This is a genomic window from Kineococcus anabasis (genome assembly GCF_054590795.1).
The window spans coordinates 288773-303862 of sequence record NZ_BAAIHU010000009.1 but is presented as its reverse complement, the minus strand read 5'-3'; the positions used below and the strand labels follow the sequence as shown (position 1 = coordinate 303862).

Sequence of the window (15090 nt, the reverse complement as noted above, 5' to 3'; positions counted from 1 at the left end):
GGCACCGGCGCTGTGCCGGGAACGCTAGTCCCCGGCGGCCGGGCGCGGCACGGGGTTTTCCGCGGGTGCGGGTGGAGCCGGCGGGCGGGGGAATGCCGGTGCGCGCGGCGGCGCGGGGGCGGCACACTCCGTGCGTGGGCTTCCTCGACCTCCAGGACGTCGGCTACGAGCTGCCCGACGGGCGGCCGCTGCTCGACGCGGTGTCCTTCCGCGTGCCCGAGGGGGTGACCACGGCCCTCGTCGGACCCAACGGGACCGGCAAGACGACGCTGCTGCGGCTCGTCGCGGGGGACCTGCCCTCCCAGGCGGGGTCGGTCGCCCGCACCGGCTCCCTGGGCGTGATGCGGCAGTTCGTCGGGTCGGTGCGCGACGACACCACGGTGCGGGAGCTGCTGGCCTCCGTGGCGCCCCCGGCGCTGCGCGCGGCCGCCGCGGCCGTGGACGCCGCGGAGACGGCGATGCTGGAGCGCGACGAGGAGCGCGAGCAGATGCGCTACGCGCAGGCCCTGGCCGACTTCGCCGACGCGGGCGGCTACGAGGCGGAGGTCGTGTGGGACGAGTGCACCACCGCCGCGCTCGGCGTCGCGTTCGACCGCTGCCAGCACCGCCTCGTGCGCACCCTCTCCGGCGGCGAGCAGAAGCGCCTGGTGCTGGAGGCCCTGCTGCGCGGCGACGACGAGGTGCTGCTGCTCGACGAGCCGGACAACTACCTCGACGTGCCGGGCAAGCGGTGGCTGGAGGAGCAGCTGCGCGCCACCACCAAGGCCGTGCTGCTGGTCAGCCACGACCGGGAGCTGCTGGCGTCGGCGGCGGACCGCATCGTGACGCTGGAGCCGGGTCCGCTCGGGGCGGTGGCGTGGGTGCACGGCGGCTCCTTCGCCACGTACGCCGCGGCGCGCGCGGCGCGCACCGAGCGGCTGGAGGAGCTGCGCAGGCGCTGGGACGAGGAGCGGGTGAAGCTGCGCACCCTGGTGGTCACGCTGCGGGAGAAGTCGAAGTTCAACGACGGCATGGCCTCGCGCTACGCCGCGGCGCAGACCCGGCTGCAGCGCTTCGAGGAGGCCGGCCCGCCGCAGGCCCCGCCCGTGCCGCAGCAGGTGCGGATGCGGCTGCGCGGTGGGCGGACCGGCAAGCGGGCGGTGGTCTGCGAGCGGCTGGAGCTGACCGGCCTGATGCGCCCGTTCGACGCGGAGGTCTGGCTCGGGGACCGCCTCGCGGTGCTGGGGTCCAACGGCTCGGGCAAGTCGCACTTCCTGCGCCTGCTCGCGGCGGGCGGCTCGGACCCCTCCCCGGAGCACCGGCCGGTCTCGGAGGCGCCGGTGTCGCCGGTGGAGCACTCGGGGACGGCGCGGCTGGGGGCGCGGGTGCGGCCGGGCTGGTTCGCGCAGACCCACGAGCAGCCCCGGCTGGTGGGCCGCACGCTGCTGGACGTGCTGCACCGCGGGGACGAGCACCGCGGCGGCCTGGAGCGGGAGGCCGCCTCCCGGGCGCTGGACCGCTACGGCCTGGCCGGGGCGGCGGAGCAGCGCTTCGAGCAGCTCTCCGGGGGGCAGCAGGCGCGGCTGCAGATCCTGCTGCTGGAGCTGTCCGGCGCGACGCTGCTGCTGCTCGACGAGCCGACGGACAACCTGGACCTGTACTCGGCCGAGGCGCTGGAGCAGGCGCTGGCCGCGTTCGAGGGGACGGTGGTGGCGGTCACGCACGACCGCTGGTTCGCCCGCGGCTTCGACCGCTTCCTCGTCTTCGGCGCGGACGGGCGGGTGCGGGAGGAACCGGAGCCGGTGTGGGAGGAGACGAGGGTCGCGCGGGCCCGCTGAGGCGCCGGCGCGTCGTGCGCCGTTCGCCCGCGGTGCACCGCGTTTTGACCCCCGAGGTGCACGCCCGGTATCGTCGTGTGCCGTTGTGCCCTCATGTGCGGAACCGTCCAGGTCCCCGCGGGCGCGCCCCCCGATGACCACATCGAGAACGAAGGCCAGGCCTGTGCGCACGTACACCCCGAAGCCCGGCGACGTCGAGCGTCGCTGGCACGTCATCGACGCGGAAGACGTCGTGCTCGGCCGCCTCGCGTCCCAGAGCGCCATCCTCCTGCGCGGCAAGCACAAGCCGACGTTCGCGCCGCACGTCGACGGCGGTGACTACGTCATCATCGTCAACGCCGCGAAGGTCGCCCTGACGGGCTCCAAGCGCGACCAGAAGATCGCCTACCGGCACTCCCAGTACCCCGGCGGCCTCAAGGCCACGAAGTACACGGACCTGCTGGAGAAGAGCCCGGAGAAGGCCGTGGAGAAGGCGATCCGCGGCATGCTCCCCAAGAACACGCTGGGCCGCCAGATCCTGAAGAACCTGAAGGTCTACGCCGGTCCCGAGCACCCGCACGCGGCGCAGCAGCCGCAGCCGTACCAGCTGACCCAGGTCGCGCAGTGAGCCACTCCGCGCCCGCTGCGAACTGACTGAGGAGAACAGTGTCCGAGATCACGACCGACGACGTCGAGGACGTCACCGAGTCCGACGACTTCACCGGCACGTACACCACCGAGTCGACCCAGCCGCGCACCGGCGGGTCGAGCATCATCGCCCCCGGTGCGGCCACCGGCCGCCGTAAGGAGGCCGTCGCCCGCGTGCGCATCGTCCCCGGCTCCGGCCGCTGGACGATCAACGGGCGCGACCTGGAGTCGTACTTCCCGAACAAGGTGCACCAGCAGCTGGTCGCCGAGCCGTTCCGCGTCACCGAGCTCGAGGGCTCCTTCGACGTCATCGCCCGCATCCACGGCGGCGGTGTCTCCGGCCAGGCCGGCGCGCTGCGCCTCGGGGTGGCCCGCGCGCTGAACGGGATCGACGCCGAGGCCAACCGCCCCGCGCTGAAGAAGGCCGGGTTCCTCACCCGTGACGCCCGGGTCATCGAGCGCAAGAAGGCCGGTCTGAAGAAGGCCCGCAAGGCGCCTCAGTACAGCAAGCGCTGATCCCACCGCACCGGCTGCCCGGTCCCGCCGGGACCGGGCACCCGCCCACCCGGGCAGGTGCCGCCGGTGTGCGTGCAGACGACGAACGGCCCCGGGGGACCCCGGGGCCGTTCGTCGTGCGGGACACCATCGAGGGAGGACGAGAGTGGGACGACTCTTCGGGACCGACGGCGTGCGGGGACTGGCCAACGTGGACCTGACCGCGGAGACGGCCCTGGGCCTGGCCGTCGCCGGCGCGGAGGTCCTCGGCGCCGGCTCCGGCCCCCGGCCCCGGGCCGTCGTGGGACGCGACCCGCGGGCCTCCGGGGAGTTCCTCACCGCCGCCGTCGTCGCAGGGCTCGCCAGCGCCGGGGTGGACGTGGAGGACGTGGGGGTCCTGCCCACCCCGGCGCTCGCGCACCTCGTCGCGGCCCGTGGCGCCGCCTTCGGCGTCATGCTCTCCGCCTCCCACAACCCCATGCCCGACAACGGCATCAAGTTCTTCGCCCGCGGCGGCGCCAAGCTCGGCGACGACGTCGAGGACGAGATCGAACAGCACCTCGCCGCCGGGCCCGCGCACCGGCCCACCGGTGCCGGTGTCGGTCGGGTGATCCGGGGCCCGCAGGTCGAGGAGGACGCCGCCGCGGAGTACGTGCGGCACGTCCTGGCCGCCGTCCCCACCCGCCTGGAGGGCCTGCACGTCGTCGTCGACTGCGCCAACGGTGCCGCCAGCTCCGTCGCCCCGCGCGTGCTGGAGGCCGCCGGTGCCCGCGTCACGGCGATCTGCGCCGAGCCGGACGGGCTGAACATCAACGACGGCTGCGGCTCCACCCACCTGGGGCCCCTGCGCGCCGCGGTGCGCGAGCTCGGGGCGGACGCCGGGATCGCCCACGACGGCGACGCCGACCGCTGTCTCGCCGTCGACGCCGCCGGGGAGGTCGTGGACGGCGACCAGATCATGGCGGTGCTCACGCTGGCGATGCTGGAGTCCGGCACCCTCACCGACCGCACCCTCGTCGCGACGGTCATGAGCAACCTCGGCCTGCGCCTGGCGATGGAGCGCGAGGGCGTCCGGCTGGTCGAGACGGCCGTGGGGGACCGCTACGTCCTGGAGGCGCTCAACGCCGGCGGCTACAGCATCGGCGGGGAGCAGTCCGGGCACGTCGTGCTGCCCGCGCACGCCACCACCGGCGACGGGGTGCTCACCGCGCTGCTGCTGCTGGCCCGGATGGCGGCCACCGGGCGCAGCCTCGCCGACCTCGCCGGGGTCGTGCAGCGCCTGCCGCAGGTCCTGGTGAACGTGCGCGGGGTGGACAAGTCGCGTGCCGCTTCCGACGAGGCCGTCGCCGCGGCCGTCGCCGCGGCGGAGGAGGAGCTGGGCGGCACCGGGCGCGTCCTGCTGCGCCCCTCGGGCACCGAGCCGCTGGTGCGGGTCATGGTGGAGGCGGCCGGCTCCGAGCACGCCCAGCAGGTCGCCGACCGCCTCGCCGACGTCGTGCGCGAACGCCTCGCCCTGGACCGCGTGGGCTGAACCTCCGCCCCGGCGCGGGCGGCGCCGTGCGCGAGGCGGTGCGGCTCAGAGCTTGCGCAGCATGACCTTGCGCACGGAGTGGTCGGGCCCCTTGCCGAGCACGAGGGTGGCGCGGCTGCGCGTGGGCAGCACGTTCTCCAGCAGGTTCGGCTCGTTGATGTCGTGCCACACGCGGTGCGCGAACTGCACCGCCTCCTCGTCCGTCAGGCCCGCGTAGCGGTGGAAGTACGACTCCGGCCGGCTGAACGCCGTCTGCCGCAGGCGCAGGAACCGCTCGGCGTACCACTGCCGGACGTCCTCGGTGCGGGCGTCGACGTAGACGGAGAAGTCGAAGAAGTCGCTCACCGAGAGCCCCTGGGTGCCGTCGGCCCGCGCGCGGGAGGGCTGCAGCACGTTGAGGCCCTCCACGATGAGGACGTCCGGGCGGCGCACCACGATCTGCTCGCCCGGCACGATGTCGTACACCAGGTGCGAGTAGACCGGCGCGCGCACCTCCGGGGCACCGGACTTCACCGCGGTGAGGAACCGCAGCAGCGCCCGGCGGTCGTAGGACTCGGGGAACCCCTTGCGCCCCATCAGCCCGCGGCGCTCCAGCTCGGCGTTGGGCAGCAGGAAACCGTCGGTGGTGACCAGCTCCACGCGCGGGGTCTCGGGCCAGTGCGACAGCAGTTCCCGCAGGACGCGCGCCGTGGTGGACTTGCCCACCGCCACGGACCCGGCGATGCCGATGACGAACGGGGTCCGCGCGCCGCTGTCCCCGAGGAACGTGGACGTCGCCGCGTGCAGGCGCCCCACCGCCCGGACGTACAGGGTGAGCAGGCGGGAGAGCGGCAGGTAGACCTGCTCCACCTCGCGCAGGTCCATCCGCTCGCCCAGGCCCTGCAGGCGCGCCAGGTCCGCGGCCGTCAGCGTCATCGGCGTCGAGGCCCGCAGCTGGCTCCACGCCTCCCGGTCCAGCACCACGTACGGCGACAGCGGCCCGGCCGCCTCCCTGGCGGGGGCGGGGCGTGGCGGGGACGGCCACGGAGCGGTCGCGCGAACCGGGTTCACGTCGGAACGGTACCCGTTGCCCCGGGCGCCAACCGTGGCGCCGGGGAGCAGGCGCCCTCCCGGCCGGGCGCGAGCGGGAGGGCGGGCCCCGGCACCCGGGCCGCGGCGGCCCGGCGGGCACGTACCCTCGGTGTCCATGTGCGGCATCGTCGGATTCGTCGGGACCAGCCCGGGCACCACCGCGGGAGGACACGCGGGTGGACCTGCGGGGGGACACGCGGGTGGACGTGGGACGGGGGAGGGGGCGGACGGCACCGCCGTCGTCCTGGCCGGGCTGCGGCGCCTGGAGTACCGCGGCTACGACTCCGCCGGCATCGCCGTGCTGGAGAGCGCCGCCGACGGCGTCTCCGGCGGCGCCGTCAAGGGGGCCGTCGCCGTCCGCAAGCGCGCCGGCAAGCTCGCCAACCTCGTCCAGGCCCTCACCGACGAGCCGCTGCCGGCCTCCGGCACCGCCATCGGCCACACCCGCTGGGCGACGCACGGTGGCCCCACCGACGCCAACGCCCACCCCCACCTCGACGCCACGGGCCGCGTCGCCGTGATCCACAACGGCATCGTGGAGAACTTCGCGGTGCTCAAGGCGCAGCTGCTCGAGGACGGCGTGACCTTCGCCAGCGAGACCGACACCGAGGTCGTCGCGCACCTGCTGGGGCGGGCGTACCAGCAGGCGGGGGACCTCACCGAGGCGATGCTGCAGGTGTGCGGCCGCCTGGAGGGGGCCTTCACGCTGCTGGCCGTCCACGCCGACGTCCCCGGCACCATCGTCGGTGCCCGCCGCAACTCCCCCCTCGTCGTGGGCCTCGGCTCCGGGGCCAACTACCTCGGCTCCGACGTGGCCGCGTTCATCGAGCACACCCGCGACGCGCTGGAGCTCGGCCAGGACCAGGTCGTCACCATCACCGCCGACGAGGTGTCGGTGCGCTCCTTCGACGGCTCGCCCGTCCAGGGCCGCCGCTTCCACGTCGACTGGGACGCCGCCGCCGCCGAGAAGGGCGGCTACCCCTCCTTCATGGCCAAGGAGATCCACGACCAGCCCAAGGCGGTCGCCGACACCCTGCTCGGCCGCACGGACGCGGCCGGGCGGCTCGTGCTCGACGAGATGAAGCTCGACGAGTCGGAGCTGCGCAGCATCGACAAGATCGTGGTGGTGGCCTGCGGGACCGCCGCCTACGCCGGGCAGGTCGCCAAGTACGCCGTCGAGCACTGGTGCCGCATCCCGGTGGAGGTGGAGCTCGCCCACGAGTTCCGCTACCGCGACCCGGTGGTGAACCGGCGCACCCTCGTCGTGGCGATCTCCCAGTCCGGGGAGACCATGGACACGATCATGGCGGTGCGGCACGCCCGGGAGCAGGGCGCGCGGGTGCTGGCCATCTGCAACACCCACGGCTCCACCATCCCGCGCGAGTCCGACGCCGCCCTGTACACCCACGCCGGCCCGGAGATCGCCGTCGCCTCCACCAAGGCGTTCCTCGCCCAGATCACCGCCTGCTACCTCCTGGGGCTCTACCTGGCCCAGATCCGCGGCAACAAGTTCGCCGACGAGATCGCCGCCGTCCTGGCGCAGCTGCAGGAGATCCCCGACAAGCTCCGGCAGGTCCTCGACGGGCTGGAGCAGGTGCGCGCCATCGCCCGGTACATGTCCGACACCCGCTCGGTGCTGTTCCTCGGCCGCCACGTCGGCTACCCCGTGGCGATGGAGGGGGCGCTGAAGCTCAAGGAGCTGGCCTACATCCACGCCGAGGGCTTCGCCGCGGGGGAGCTCAAGCACGGGCCGATCGCGCTCATCGAGCCCGGCCAGCCGGTGTTCGTCGTCGTGCCCTCCCCGCGGGGGCGGGACTCCCTGCACGCCAAGGTCGTCTCCAACATCCAGGAGATCCGGGCCCGCGGCGCGCGCACCCTCGTCATCGCCGAGGAGGGCGACACCGACGTCGAGCCGTACGCCGACACCGTCATCCGGGTCCCGCAGACGTCCACGCTGCTCTCGCCGCTGCTGACGGTCGTGCCGCTGCAGGTGTTCGCGTGCGAGCTGGCCACCGCCAAGGGCCTGGACGTGGACCAGCCGCGGAACCTGGCCAAGTCCGTCACCGTCGAGTGAGGCACCGTGGGACGGGGCACCGCCCAGGGAGCCACCCCCGCTGACCGGCCCCGGGAGCCGCGTGCCACGCTGGCGGCGCCCGGGTGCCGTGCGGAGGGGTGGCCAGTGATCGTCGGAGTGGGGATCGACGTCGTCGACATCGCGCGTTTCGTGCGGCAGGTCGAGCGGACCCCGCGGCTGCTGGACCGCCTCTTCGGCGACGGGGAGCGCGGCCTGCCCGCGGCCTCCCTCGCCGCGCGGTTCGCCGCGAAGGAGGCCGTCGCCAAGGCCCTCGGCGCGCCGGTGGGGCTGCGCTGGACGGACGTGGTGGTGGTGCGCGAGGACGGCGGGCGCCCGCGCGTGGAGGTCTCCGGCAGCGTCGCCGCGCGTGCCGCGGAGCTGGGCGTGGAGCGCTTCCACCTCTCCCTGTCCCACGACGCCGGGATCGCCTCCGCGATGGTCGTCGCCGAGGGCGCCTGAGCACCGCCGAGGGCGCCTGAGCACCGCCGAGGGCGCCTGAGCACCGCCGAGGGCGCCTGAGCACCGCCGAGGGCGCCTGAGCACCGCACCGCCCGTCCCGCCGAGCAGCGCAGGGAGCCGCAGCCGTGATCGAGTCGCACCTGGTCGCCGACGTCCGTGCCGCCGAGGCCGCCGCCCTGGCGGGGCTGCCGGAGGGCACCCTCATGCAGCGGGCCGCCGCGGCCCTGGTCACCGCCTGCGCCGAGGAGCTGCGCCGGGCCACCGGCGGGCTCTACGGGCGCTCGGCCGTCGTCCTGGCCGGCTCCGGCGACAACGGCGGGGACGCGCTGCTGGCCGGGGCGCTGCTGGCCCGCCGGGGCGTGCAGGTCCTCGCGCTCACCACGGCCGCCACCGCCCACGCCGCCGGTCTCGCCGCGCTGCGCGCCGCGGGCGGGCGGGTGCGTCCCTGGGACGGGTACGGCCCGGCGTACTGCCTCGCGGCCGACCTGCTCCTCGACGGCGTGGTGGGCATCGGCGGGAGCGGCGGGCTGCGCGCGCCCCTGGACGTGCTGCCCGCGCGGCTCGCCGCCGCGGGCGCGGCCCGGCCCGTCGTGGTCGCCGTGGACCTGCCCAGCGGGATCGACGCCGACACCGGTGTCGTCGACGGGCCGGTCATCGCGGCGGACCGCACCCTGACGTTCGGCACCGCCAAGCCGGGTCTGCTGCTGCCCCCGGCGTGCTCGCGCACCGGCCGCCTCGACGTCGTCGACATCGGGATCGGCGGGCACCTCCCCGCCCCGGCGGTGCTGCGCGTGGAGGAGCCCGACGTGGCCGCCCGGTGGCGCCGCCCCGGTCCGGGGGACGACAAGTACTCCCGCGGCGTGGTGGGCGTCGTCGCCGGTGGGCCGTCCTACACCGGTGCCGCGCTGCTCGCGGTGGAGGGCGCCGTGCGGGCCGGTGCCGGCATGGTCCGCTACCTCGGCCCGGAGCACCCCACCGAGCTCGTGCGCCAGCGCCGTCCCGAGGTGGTGCCCGGCGCGGGCAGGGTGCAGGCGTGGGTCCTCGGCCCGGGGGTCGACCCGGACGACGAGGCGCAGGGCCGCCGGATCCGCGAGGCGCTGGAGTCCGGGGAGCCGGCAGTCGTCGACGCCGGGGCGCTGCCCGCGCTGCCCGCCCGCACCGACGGCACCCGCGTCCTCACCCCGCACGCGGGGGAGCTGGCCCGGCTCCTCACCGCCCGCGGCCGCGACACCGAGCGCACCGCCGTGGAGGCCCGTCCGCTGGAGCACGCCCGCGCGGCGGCCGGGCTGACCGGGGCGACGGTGCTCCTCAAGGGCGCCACCACCGTCGTCGTCGGCTGCGACGGCACCGTCCGCACCGCCGCCTCGGCCACGCCGTGGCTCGGCACCGCCGGGGCGGGGGACGTCCTGGCCGGGATCCTCGGCGCGCTCCTGGCCGCCCGCGCCGACGACGTGCAGGCCGAGCCGGGGATCGCGGGGGCGCTGGCGGCGGACGCGGCCGTGCTGCACGGCCGGGCGGCGACGCTGGCGAGCGCGGGCGGGCCCGTCGCGGCGCTCGACGTGGCCGAGGCCGTCCCCGCGGCGCTGACCAGCCTGCCGGGCTGGCACGAGACCGACGGCACCGGCGCCTGAGCCGCGGCGCCGCCCGCACCGGCGCCGTTCCGCCGCGGCGCTGCGCCGGTGGGCGCCGGGTAGGGTCGGACGGTGGACGCAGCGCCCGGAGCGGAACCCTTCGCGGAGGCGGTCGTCGACCTCGCGGCGGTGCGCGCCAACGCGGCGGCGCTGCGGGCGGCCGCCGGAGGCGCGGCCCTGATGGCCGTGGTCAAGGCGGACGCCTACGGGCACGGCCTCCTGCCCTGCGCGCGCGCCGCGCTGGCCGGCGGGGCCACGTGGCTCGGGGTCGCCCAGCCCGCCGAGGCCCTCCAGCTGCGTGCCGCCGGGATCACCGCGCCCCTGCTGGCGTGGCTGTTCCCGCCCGGGACCGACCTCGCGCCGCTCGTGGGGGCCGACGTCGACGTCTCGGTGTCCTCGCGGTGGGCGCTGCGGGACGCGGTGGCGGCCGCGCGCGCCACCGGCCGCACCGCCCGCGTGCACCTCAAGATCGACACGGGCCTGTCCCGCAACGGGTGCGCGCCCGCCGGCTGGCCGGACCTGCTGCGGGCGGTGGCCGAGCACGCCGCGGAGGGCGCCGTCCACGTGGCGGGGGTGTGGTCGCACTACGCCAGCGCCGACGTGCCGCAGGACCCCTCGAACGCGGCGCAGACCACCGCGTTCGAGGACGCGCTGCGCGTGGCCGCCGGGCACGGTGTCACCCCGGACGTGCGGCACCTGGCCAACTCCGCCGCGACCGTGACGAACCCGGCCGCCCGCTACGACCTCGTGCGCTGCGGCATCGCGCTGTACGGGCTGTCCCCGGCGCCGGACGTCGCCGGGCCGCGGGAGCTGGGGCTGCTGCCGGCGATGACGCTGAGCGCGCGACTGGCCCTGGTGAAGGACGTGCCCGCGGGCAGCGCCGTGTCCTACGGCGGCACGTACACCACCGCCCGGGACACCACTCTGGGCCTGGTGCCGCTGGGGTACGCCGACGGCATCCCGCGGCACGCCTCGGGCACCGGTCCCGTCCTGGTCGCCGGGCGGCGCACGACCGTCGCCGGGCGGGTGTGCATGGACCAGTTCGTCGTCGACCTCGGGCCCGCCGGGCCGGGCGCTGCGGCGGGGGAGCGGGTGGTCCTGTTCGGTGCCGGGGCCGCGGCCGGGCGCCCGGAGGAACCCACGGCGCAGGACTGGGCGGAGGCGGCGGGGACCATCTCCTACGAGATCGTCACGCGCCTCGGCTCCCGGGTGCCCCGGCGCTGGACCGGGGAAGCGGTCGGTCAGGTGCAGGCCGGGGGACCGGTCGGTCAGGTGCAGGCCGGGGGACCGGTCGGTCAGGTGCAGGCCGGGGAAGCGGTCGGTCAGGTGCAGGCCGGGGCGGCGCGGTGAGGCGGGTCGGTCTCGGCCTGGTGGTCGTCGGCGCGGGGGCGGCGGCGATGGCCGTCGACCGCGCCCTGAACCACGGCCTGCCTCCGGGCCTGCGCTCGGCGCGGCGGCGGGCCCGCGCCGACGACGACCGGGGCGGCCCCGACGAGTACGGCAGCCTGCGCGGGGAGCCGGTCGAGGTCCTCGCCTCCGACGGCACGCGCCTGCACGTGGAGGTCGACGGCCCGGCGGACGCCCCCGGCCCCACCGTCGTCCTGAGCCACGGCTACGGGCTGAACCTCGACGCCTGGCACTTCCAGCGAGCCGCGCTGCGCGAGCGGTACCGGACGGTGCTGTGGGACCACCGCGGGCACGGGCGCTCGGCGCGCGGGCCCGCGGGCTCGGGGAACATCCAGCAGGTGGGCGACGACCTGCACCGCGTCCTCGCCGCGGTGGCGCCGTCGGGACCGCTGGTCCTGGTGGGGCACTCGATGGGCGCGATGGCCGTCATGGCGCTGGCTGCGGCGCACCCCCGCCTGGTGGCGGAGCGGGTCCGCGGTGTCGCGTTCATCGCCACCAGCGCCGGCGACCTCGCCTCCGTCGACCACGGTCTCGGGGTCGTGGGGCCGTGGGTGGCGCGCGCCGCCCCGTACGCCCTGGCGGCGGCCGCCCGGCGCGCGGGCCTGGTGGAGCGGGGACGGCAGCTGACCAGCCAGGTGGAGCAGCGGCTGGTGCGGCACTGGTCCTACGCCTCCCCGGTCTCCGACGAGCTGGCGCGCTTCACCGCCCGCATGATCGCGAGCACCCACGTGGAGGTGATCTCCGACTTCCTGCCCGCGTTCAGCGCCCACGACGAGCGGGCCGCGCTGACGGCGCTGGCCGGGCGGGAGGTGCTGGTGCTGGCCGGGGAGCGTGACCTCATGACGCCGGCCTCGCACAGCGAGGAGATCGCGCGGCTGCTGCCGGGCTGCGAGCACGTCGTCGTCCGGCACGCGGGTCACCTCGTGATGCTGGAGCACCCGCGGGTCGTGACGCCGCGCCTGCTGGGGCTGCTGGAGCGGGCCTGCGCGGCGGGGGAGCCGTCGCCGGGGCCGCGGCCGGTGGAGGTCGTCACCCCGCCGCTGCCGTCCGCGCCCCGCAGGCGTGTCCCGCGGGCCGGGAGCAGGGCGGGGCGCTCCCCGCGGCGGGGGCACCGGTGAGCCCGGGCCGCGTGCGGCCGGGGGCGGCGGTCCTGCCCGGCGCCGAGCCGTTCGCGCACCCGTCGGGCCCCGGCCGCGGTGTCCTGCTGCGCCACGGGTTCACCTCGACGCCGCAGAGCCTGCGCGGGTGGGGCGGGGCGTTCGCCGCGTCGGCGGCCTCCGCGGACCGGGTCACGGGAGCGGGACGGGGGCAGGGATGACGGGTACGGGTGCGACGGGTGCGGGGACGGGGGTGGGTGTGGGCCCGGTGGAGTTCGAGGTGCCCACGGCGGAGGGCACGCGGGAGCTGGGGCGCAGCCTGGCGCGGCTGCTGCGGGCGGGGGACCTGGTGGTCCTCTCCGGTGGGCTCGGCGCCGGCAAGACCACCCTGGTGCAGGGGATCGCGGACGGCCTGGGGGTGCGCGGGCCCATCACGTCGCCGACGTTCGTCATCGCGCGCGTCCACCCCTCCCTCGTCGGCGGGCCGGTGCTCGTGCACGCCGACGCCTACCGCGTCGGGTCGCTGGGGGAGCTGGACGAGCTGGACCTGGACGCGGACCTCGCGGAGGCCGTGACGGTCGTGGAGTGGGGCTCCGGGCTGGTCGAGGACCTCGCCGAGGCGCGGCTGGAGGTGGCGCTGCAGCGGCGCACGGGCCACCCCCCGGCCGGCGGTCCCCAGCAGGACGGCGGCCAGGACGGCGGCCAGGACGGCGGGCACGGGAGCGCGGGCGAGCACGGCGACGTGGACGAGCCGCGCCGGGTGGTGCTGCGCGGCGTGGGCGGGCGCTGGGCCGGGGTGGAGCTGCCCGCCGGCGCGGCGGCGCCGCGGGCCTAGGCCTGCCTGCCGGGAGCCACGACCCGCGGCCTGGGCCCGCGCCGTCAGCCCAGGTCGGCGGAGGCGAAGGTGTCGCACCGCACGGGGTCGCCGGTCCGGAAGCCGGTGGTGAACCAGCGCTGCCGCTGCTCGGACGTGCCGTGGGTGAAGGTGCCGGGGTCCGCGCTGCCGTCGCCGAGCTGTGTCTGGATGAAGTCGTCGCCGATGCGGCCGGCGGTGTCCAGGGCGCGGGCGACGTCCTCGTCGGTGATCTCGCTGATGAGGGGGGCGCCGGAGTCGTCGGGCACCGTGGTGGCGTGGCGGGCCCACGTGCCCGCGTAGCAGTCGGCCTGCAGCTCCAGCCGCACGTTCCCGCTGTCGGGCCCGGTGACGCGGTGGTCCACCGCGCCCGCGGTGCCGAGCAGGTGCTGCACGTGGTGGCCGTACTCGTGGGCCAGGACGTAGGAGTTGGCGAAGGCGCCGCCCGCGGCCCCGAAGCGGGTGCGCAGGTCGTCGAAGAACGACAGGTCGATGTACACGAGCTGGTCGGCGGGGCAGTAGAAGGGCCCGGTGCCCGACGAGGCCGCGCCGCAGCCGGACTGCGTGCCACCGGAGAAGAACACCGTGTCGGCGGGGACGTAGCGGGAGCCGAGCGCGCCGGCCCAGTAGTCCTGGATGGACTCGATGTCGGCGACGACGGCGCACTCGGTGCGCGCGTTGGCGTCGGCCCCGGTGCGGCAGGAGGCGGCGAGCTCCCCGGTGCTCGCGGTCTGCCCCTGGCCGAGCTGGTCCAGGACGGGCCCGAACTGCGGTGCCGCGCCCGCGCCGCCCGTGCCGCCCCCGCCGCCGAGGACCTGCACCAGGAGCACGACGAGCAGCCCGACGACGCCGAGCCCGCCGCCGCCGAGGGCTACTGCCCGGCCCCCGCCGCCGCGCCGGTCCCGGACGTTGCCGGTGTCCAGGCTCGCGTCGTCCCGGTACCTCATGACCACCCCTCTCGTGCCGCGGGCGACCACCGCCCGGCGCACACCCTGCTGGTGATCGCGCGATGCCGCCCGTCGGGCCCGCGCGGGACGGGGCCGACCGGGGGAGGCCGGCTACCCGCGCCGGGCCGGGAGGGAGGTCCTCGTGCGGCGCCGCTCCCGCCGGGTGCGCAGCGCGTCCGTCGACCACAGCGCCCAGGCCACCAGCGCGGGCTGGAACACCAGGCGCACGGCCCGCGCCCGGTCGGTGTCGAGGCCGAAGGCGTCGGTGCCGGTGAGGTACTGCGAGACGTTGCCGGGGAAGACGGCCACGAAGAAGGCGGCCGTGACCGCGCCCGCCACGGCCCGCGCCGGCTGCCGCCACAGCACGAGCAGCGCCGCCCCGAGCCCGAGCTCGACGATCCCGGAGGCCACCACGACGAGGTCGGGGTCGAGGGGCAGCCACGGGGGCACCTGGGCCTGGAACTCCTGCCGCAGGGTCGTCAGGTGCCCGGTGCCGGCGCCGAGCAGGGCGAGGCCGAGGGCGGTCTGGCCGGTGGCGCGGGCCGCCTGCGGGAGAGTGCTCACGGGTCCTCCTGGGGTCGGGGGGCGTCGGCGCCTGGTCAGGCGGTGGTGGTCTCCAGGGTGACGGGGACGTTGCCCCGCACGGCGGCGGAGTACGGGCACATCCGGTGCGCGCCCTCCACCAGCTCCTCGGCGGTGCGCTGGTCCACGCCGCCGAGCTCGACGCGCAGGGTGACCTCCAGCCCGAAGCCGCCGTCGGCGCCCGGCCCGATGCCGACCTCGGCGGTGACCGCGGAGTCGGCGAAGCTCGTCCCGTGCCGGCGGGCCACGGCCTTGAGCGCGCTGTGGAAGCAGGCCGCGTAGCCGGCGGCGAAGAGCTGCTCCGGGTTGAGCGCACCGCCGGGGCCGCCCATCTCCGCCGGCACGGCGAGGTCGACGTCGAGCAGGCCGTCGGAGGTGCGGGTGCGGCCGTTGCGGCCCTCCCCGGTGGCGGTGGCGGTGGCGGTGTAGACGGCGGGCACGGGACCTCCGGAAAAGAAAGAACGTTCGTTCTGCTTGGCGGGGCCAGTCCACCGCAGGT

The 15090-nt window shown here is 76.5% G+C and carries 15 protein-coding genes; 11 read left to right on the top strand and 4 right to left on the bottom strand.

Annotated features, from left to right (window positions below):
* Nucleotides 1-134 precede the first annotated feature (134 nt).
* The 4 genes from ACYQBY_RS15885 to glmM all read left to right on the top strand — a co-directional run bounded on the left by ACYQBY_RS15885 (nucleotide 135) and on the right by glmM (nucleotide 4470).
* Nucleotides 135-1817: an ATP-binding cassette domain-containing protein gene (locus ACYQBY_RS15885; protein ID WP_459644850.1), complete on the top strand. Its 1683-nt coding sequence runs from the start codon at nucleotides 135-137 to the stop codon at nucleotides 1815-1817.
* A 163-nt stretch (nucleotides 1818-1980) separates the two neighbouring features.
* Nucleotides 1981-2424, top strand: a complete 444-nt coding sequence (gene rplM, locus ACYQBY_RS15880) for a 50S ribosomal protein L13 (RefSeq protein ID WP_459644849.1) — start codon at nucleotides 1981-1983, stop codon at nucleotides 2422-2424.
* 38 nt (nucleotides 2425-2462) lie between these two features.
* Nucleotides 2463-2960, top strand: coding sequence for a 30S ribosomal protein S9 (rpsI, locus tag ACYQBY_RS15875; protein WP_459644848.1), 498 nt, complete (start codon nucleotides 2463-2465; stop codon nucleotides 2958-2960).
* Between the two features lie 145 nt (nucleotides 2961-3105).
* Nucleotides 3106-4470, top strand: a complete 1365-nt coding sequence (gene glmM / locus ACYQBY_RS15870) for a phosphoglucosamine mutase (RefSeq protein WP_459644847.1) — start codon at nucleotides 3106-3108, stop codon at nucleotides 4468-4470.
* 45 nt (nucleotides 4471-4515) lie between these two features.
* Here glmM and coaA read toward each other — a convergent pair whose 3' ends face one another.
* Entirely contained in the window at nucleotides 4516-5445 is a 930-nt protein-coding gene (gene coaA / locus ACYQBY_RS15865; RefSeq protein ID WP_459645105.1) for a type I pantothenate kinase, read from the bottom strand.
* 211 nt (nucleotides 5446-5656) lie between these two features.
* Between coaA and glmS the strand changes: the two genes are divergently transcribed.
* The 7 genes from glmS to tsaE all read left to right on the top strand — a co-directional run bounded on the left by glmS (nucleotide 5657) and on the right by tsaE (nucleotide 13044).
* On the top strand, nucleotides 5657-7615 hold the full coding sequence (gene glmS / locus ACYQBY_RS15860) for a glutamine--fructose-6-phosphate transaminase (isomerizing) (RefSeq protein WP_459644846.1): 1959 nt from the start codon (nucleotides 5657-5659) through the stop codon (nucleotides 7613-7615).
* Between the two features lie 105 nt (nucleotides 7616-7720).
* On the top strand, nucleotides 7721-8074 hold the full coding sequence (locus ACYQBY_RS15855) for a holo-ACP synthase (protein WP_459644845.1): 354 nt from the start codon (nucleotides 7721-7723) through the stop codon (nucleotides 8072-8074).
* A gap of 125 nt (nucleotides 8075-8199) precedes the next feature.
* A complete protein-coding gene (locus tag ACYQBY_RS15850) occupies nucleotides 8200-9705 on the top strand; it encodes an NAD(P)H-hydrate epimerase (RefSeq protein ID WP_459644844.1) in 1506 nt (501 codons plus the stop codon).
* A 72-nt stretch (nucleotides 9706-9777) separates the two neighbouring features.
* A complete protein-coding gene (gene alr, locus ACYQBY_RS15845) occupies nucleotides 9778-11055 on the top strand; it encodes an alanine racemase (RefSeq protein ID WP_459644843.1) in 1278 nt (425 codons plus the stop codon).
* Entirely contained in the window at nucleotides 11052-12230 is a 1179-nt protein-coding gene (locus ACYQBY_RS15840; RefSeq protein ID WP_459644842.1) for an alpha/beta fold hydrolase, read from the top strand. Before alr ends, ACYQBY_RS15840 begins: the two co-directional genes overlap by 4 nt.
* The gene (locus tag ACYQBY_RS15835; RefSeq protein WP_459644841.1) at nucleotides 12227-12430 is read left to right on the top strand and encodes a hypothetical protein; all 204 of its coding nucleotides are present in this window, start codon (nucleotides 12227-12229) and stop codon (nucleotides 12428-12430) included. The genes ACYQBY_RS15840 and ACYQBY_RS15835 overlap by 4 nt, the downstream gene beginning before the upstream one ends.
* Complete coding sequence (gene tsaE, locus ACYQBY_RS15830; protein ID WP_459644840.1) at nucleotides 12427-13044, top strand: tRNA (adenosine(37)-N6)-threonylcarbamoyltransferase complex ATPase subunit type 1 TsaE; 618 nt, start codon at nucleotides 12427-12429, stop codon at nucleotides 13042-13044. Before ACYQBY_RS15835 ends, tsaE begins: the two co-directional genes overlap by 4 nt.
* 44 nt (nucleotides 13045-13088) lie before the next feature.
* Here the strand turns inward: tsaE and ypfJ are convergent, their stop codons facing one another.
* The 3 genes from ypfJ to ACYQBY_RS15815 all read right to left on the bottom strand — a co-directional run bounded on the left by ypfJ (nucleotide 13089) and on the right by ACYQBY_RS15815 (nucleotide 15031).
* Nucleotides 13089-14009, bottom strand: coding sequence for a KPN_02809 family neutral zinc metallopeptidase (gene ypfJ / locus ACYQBY_RS15825; protein WP_459644839.1), 921 nt, complete (start codon nucleotides 14007-14009; stop codon nucleotides 13089-13091).
* Between the two features lie 111 nt (nucleotides 14010-14120).
* A complete protein-coding gene (locus tag ACYQBY_RS15820; RefSeq protein WP_459644838.1) occupies nucleotides 14121-14573 on the bottom strand; it encodes a DoxX family protein in 453 nt (150 codons plus the stop codon).
* A 35-nt stretch (nucleotides 14574-14608) separates the two neighbouring features.
* Nucleotides 14609-15031, bottom strand: a complete 423-nt coding sequence (locus tag ACYQBY_RS15815; RefSeq protein WP_459644837.1) for an organic hydroperoxide resistance protein — start codon at nucleotides 15029-15031, stop codon at nucleotides 14609-14611.
* Nucleotides 15032-15090 lie beyond the last annotated feature (59 nt).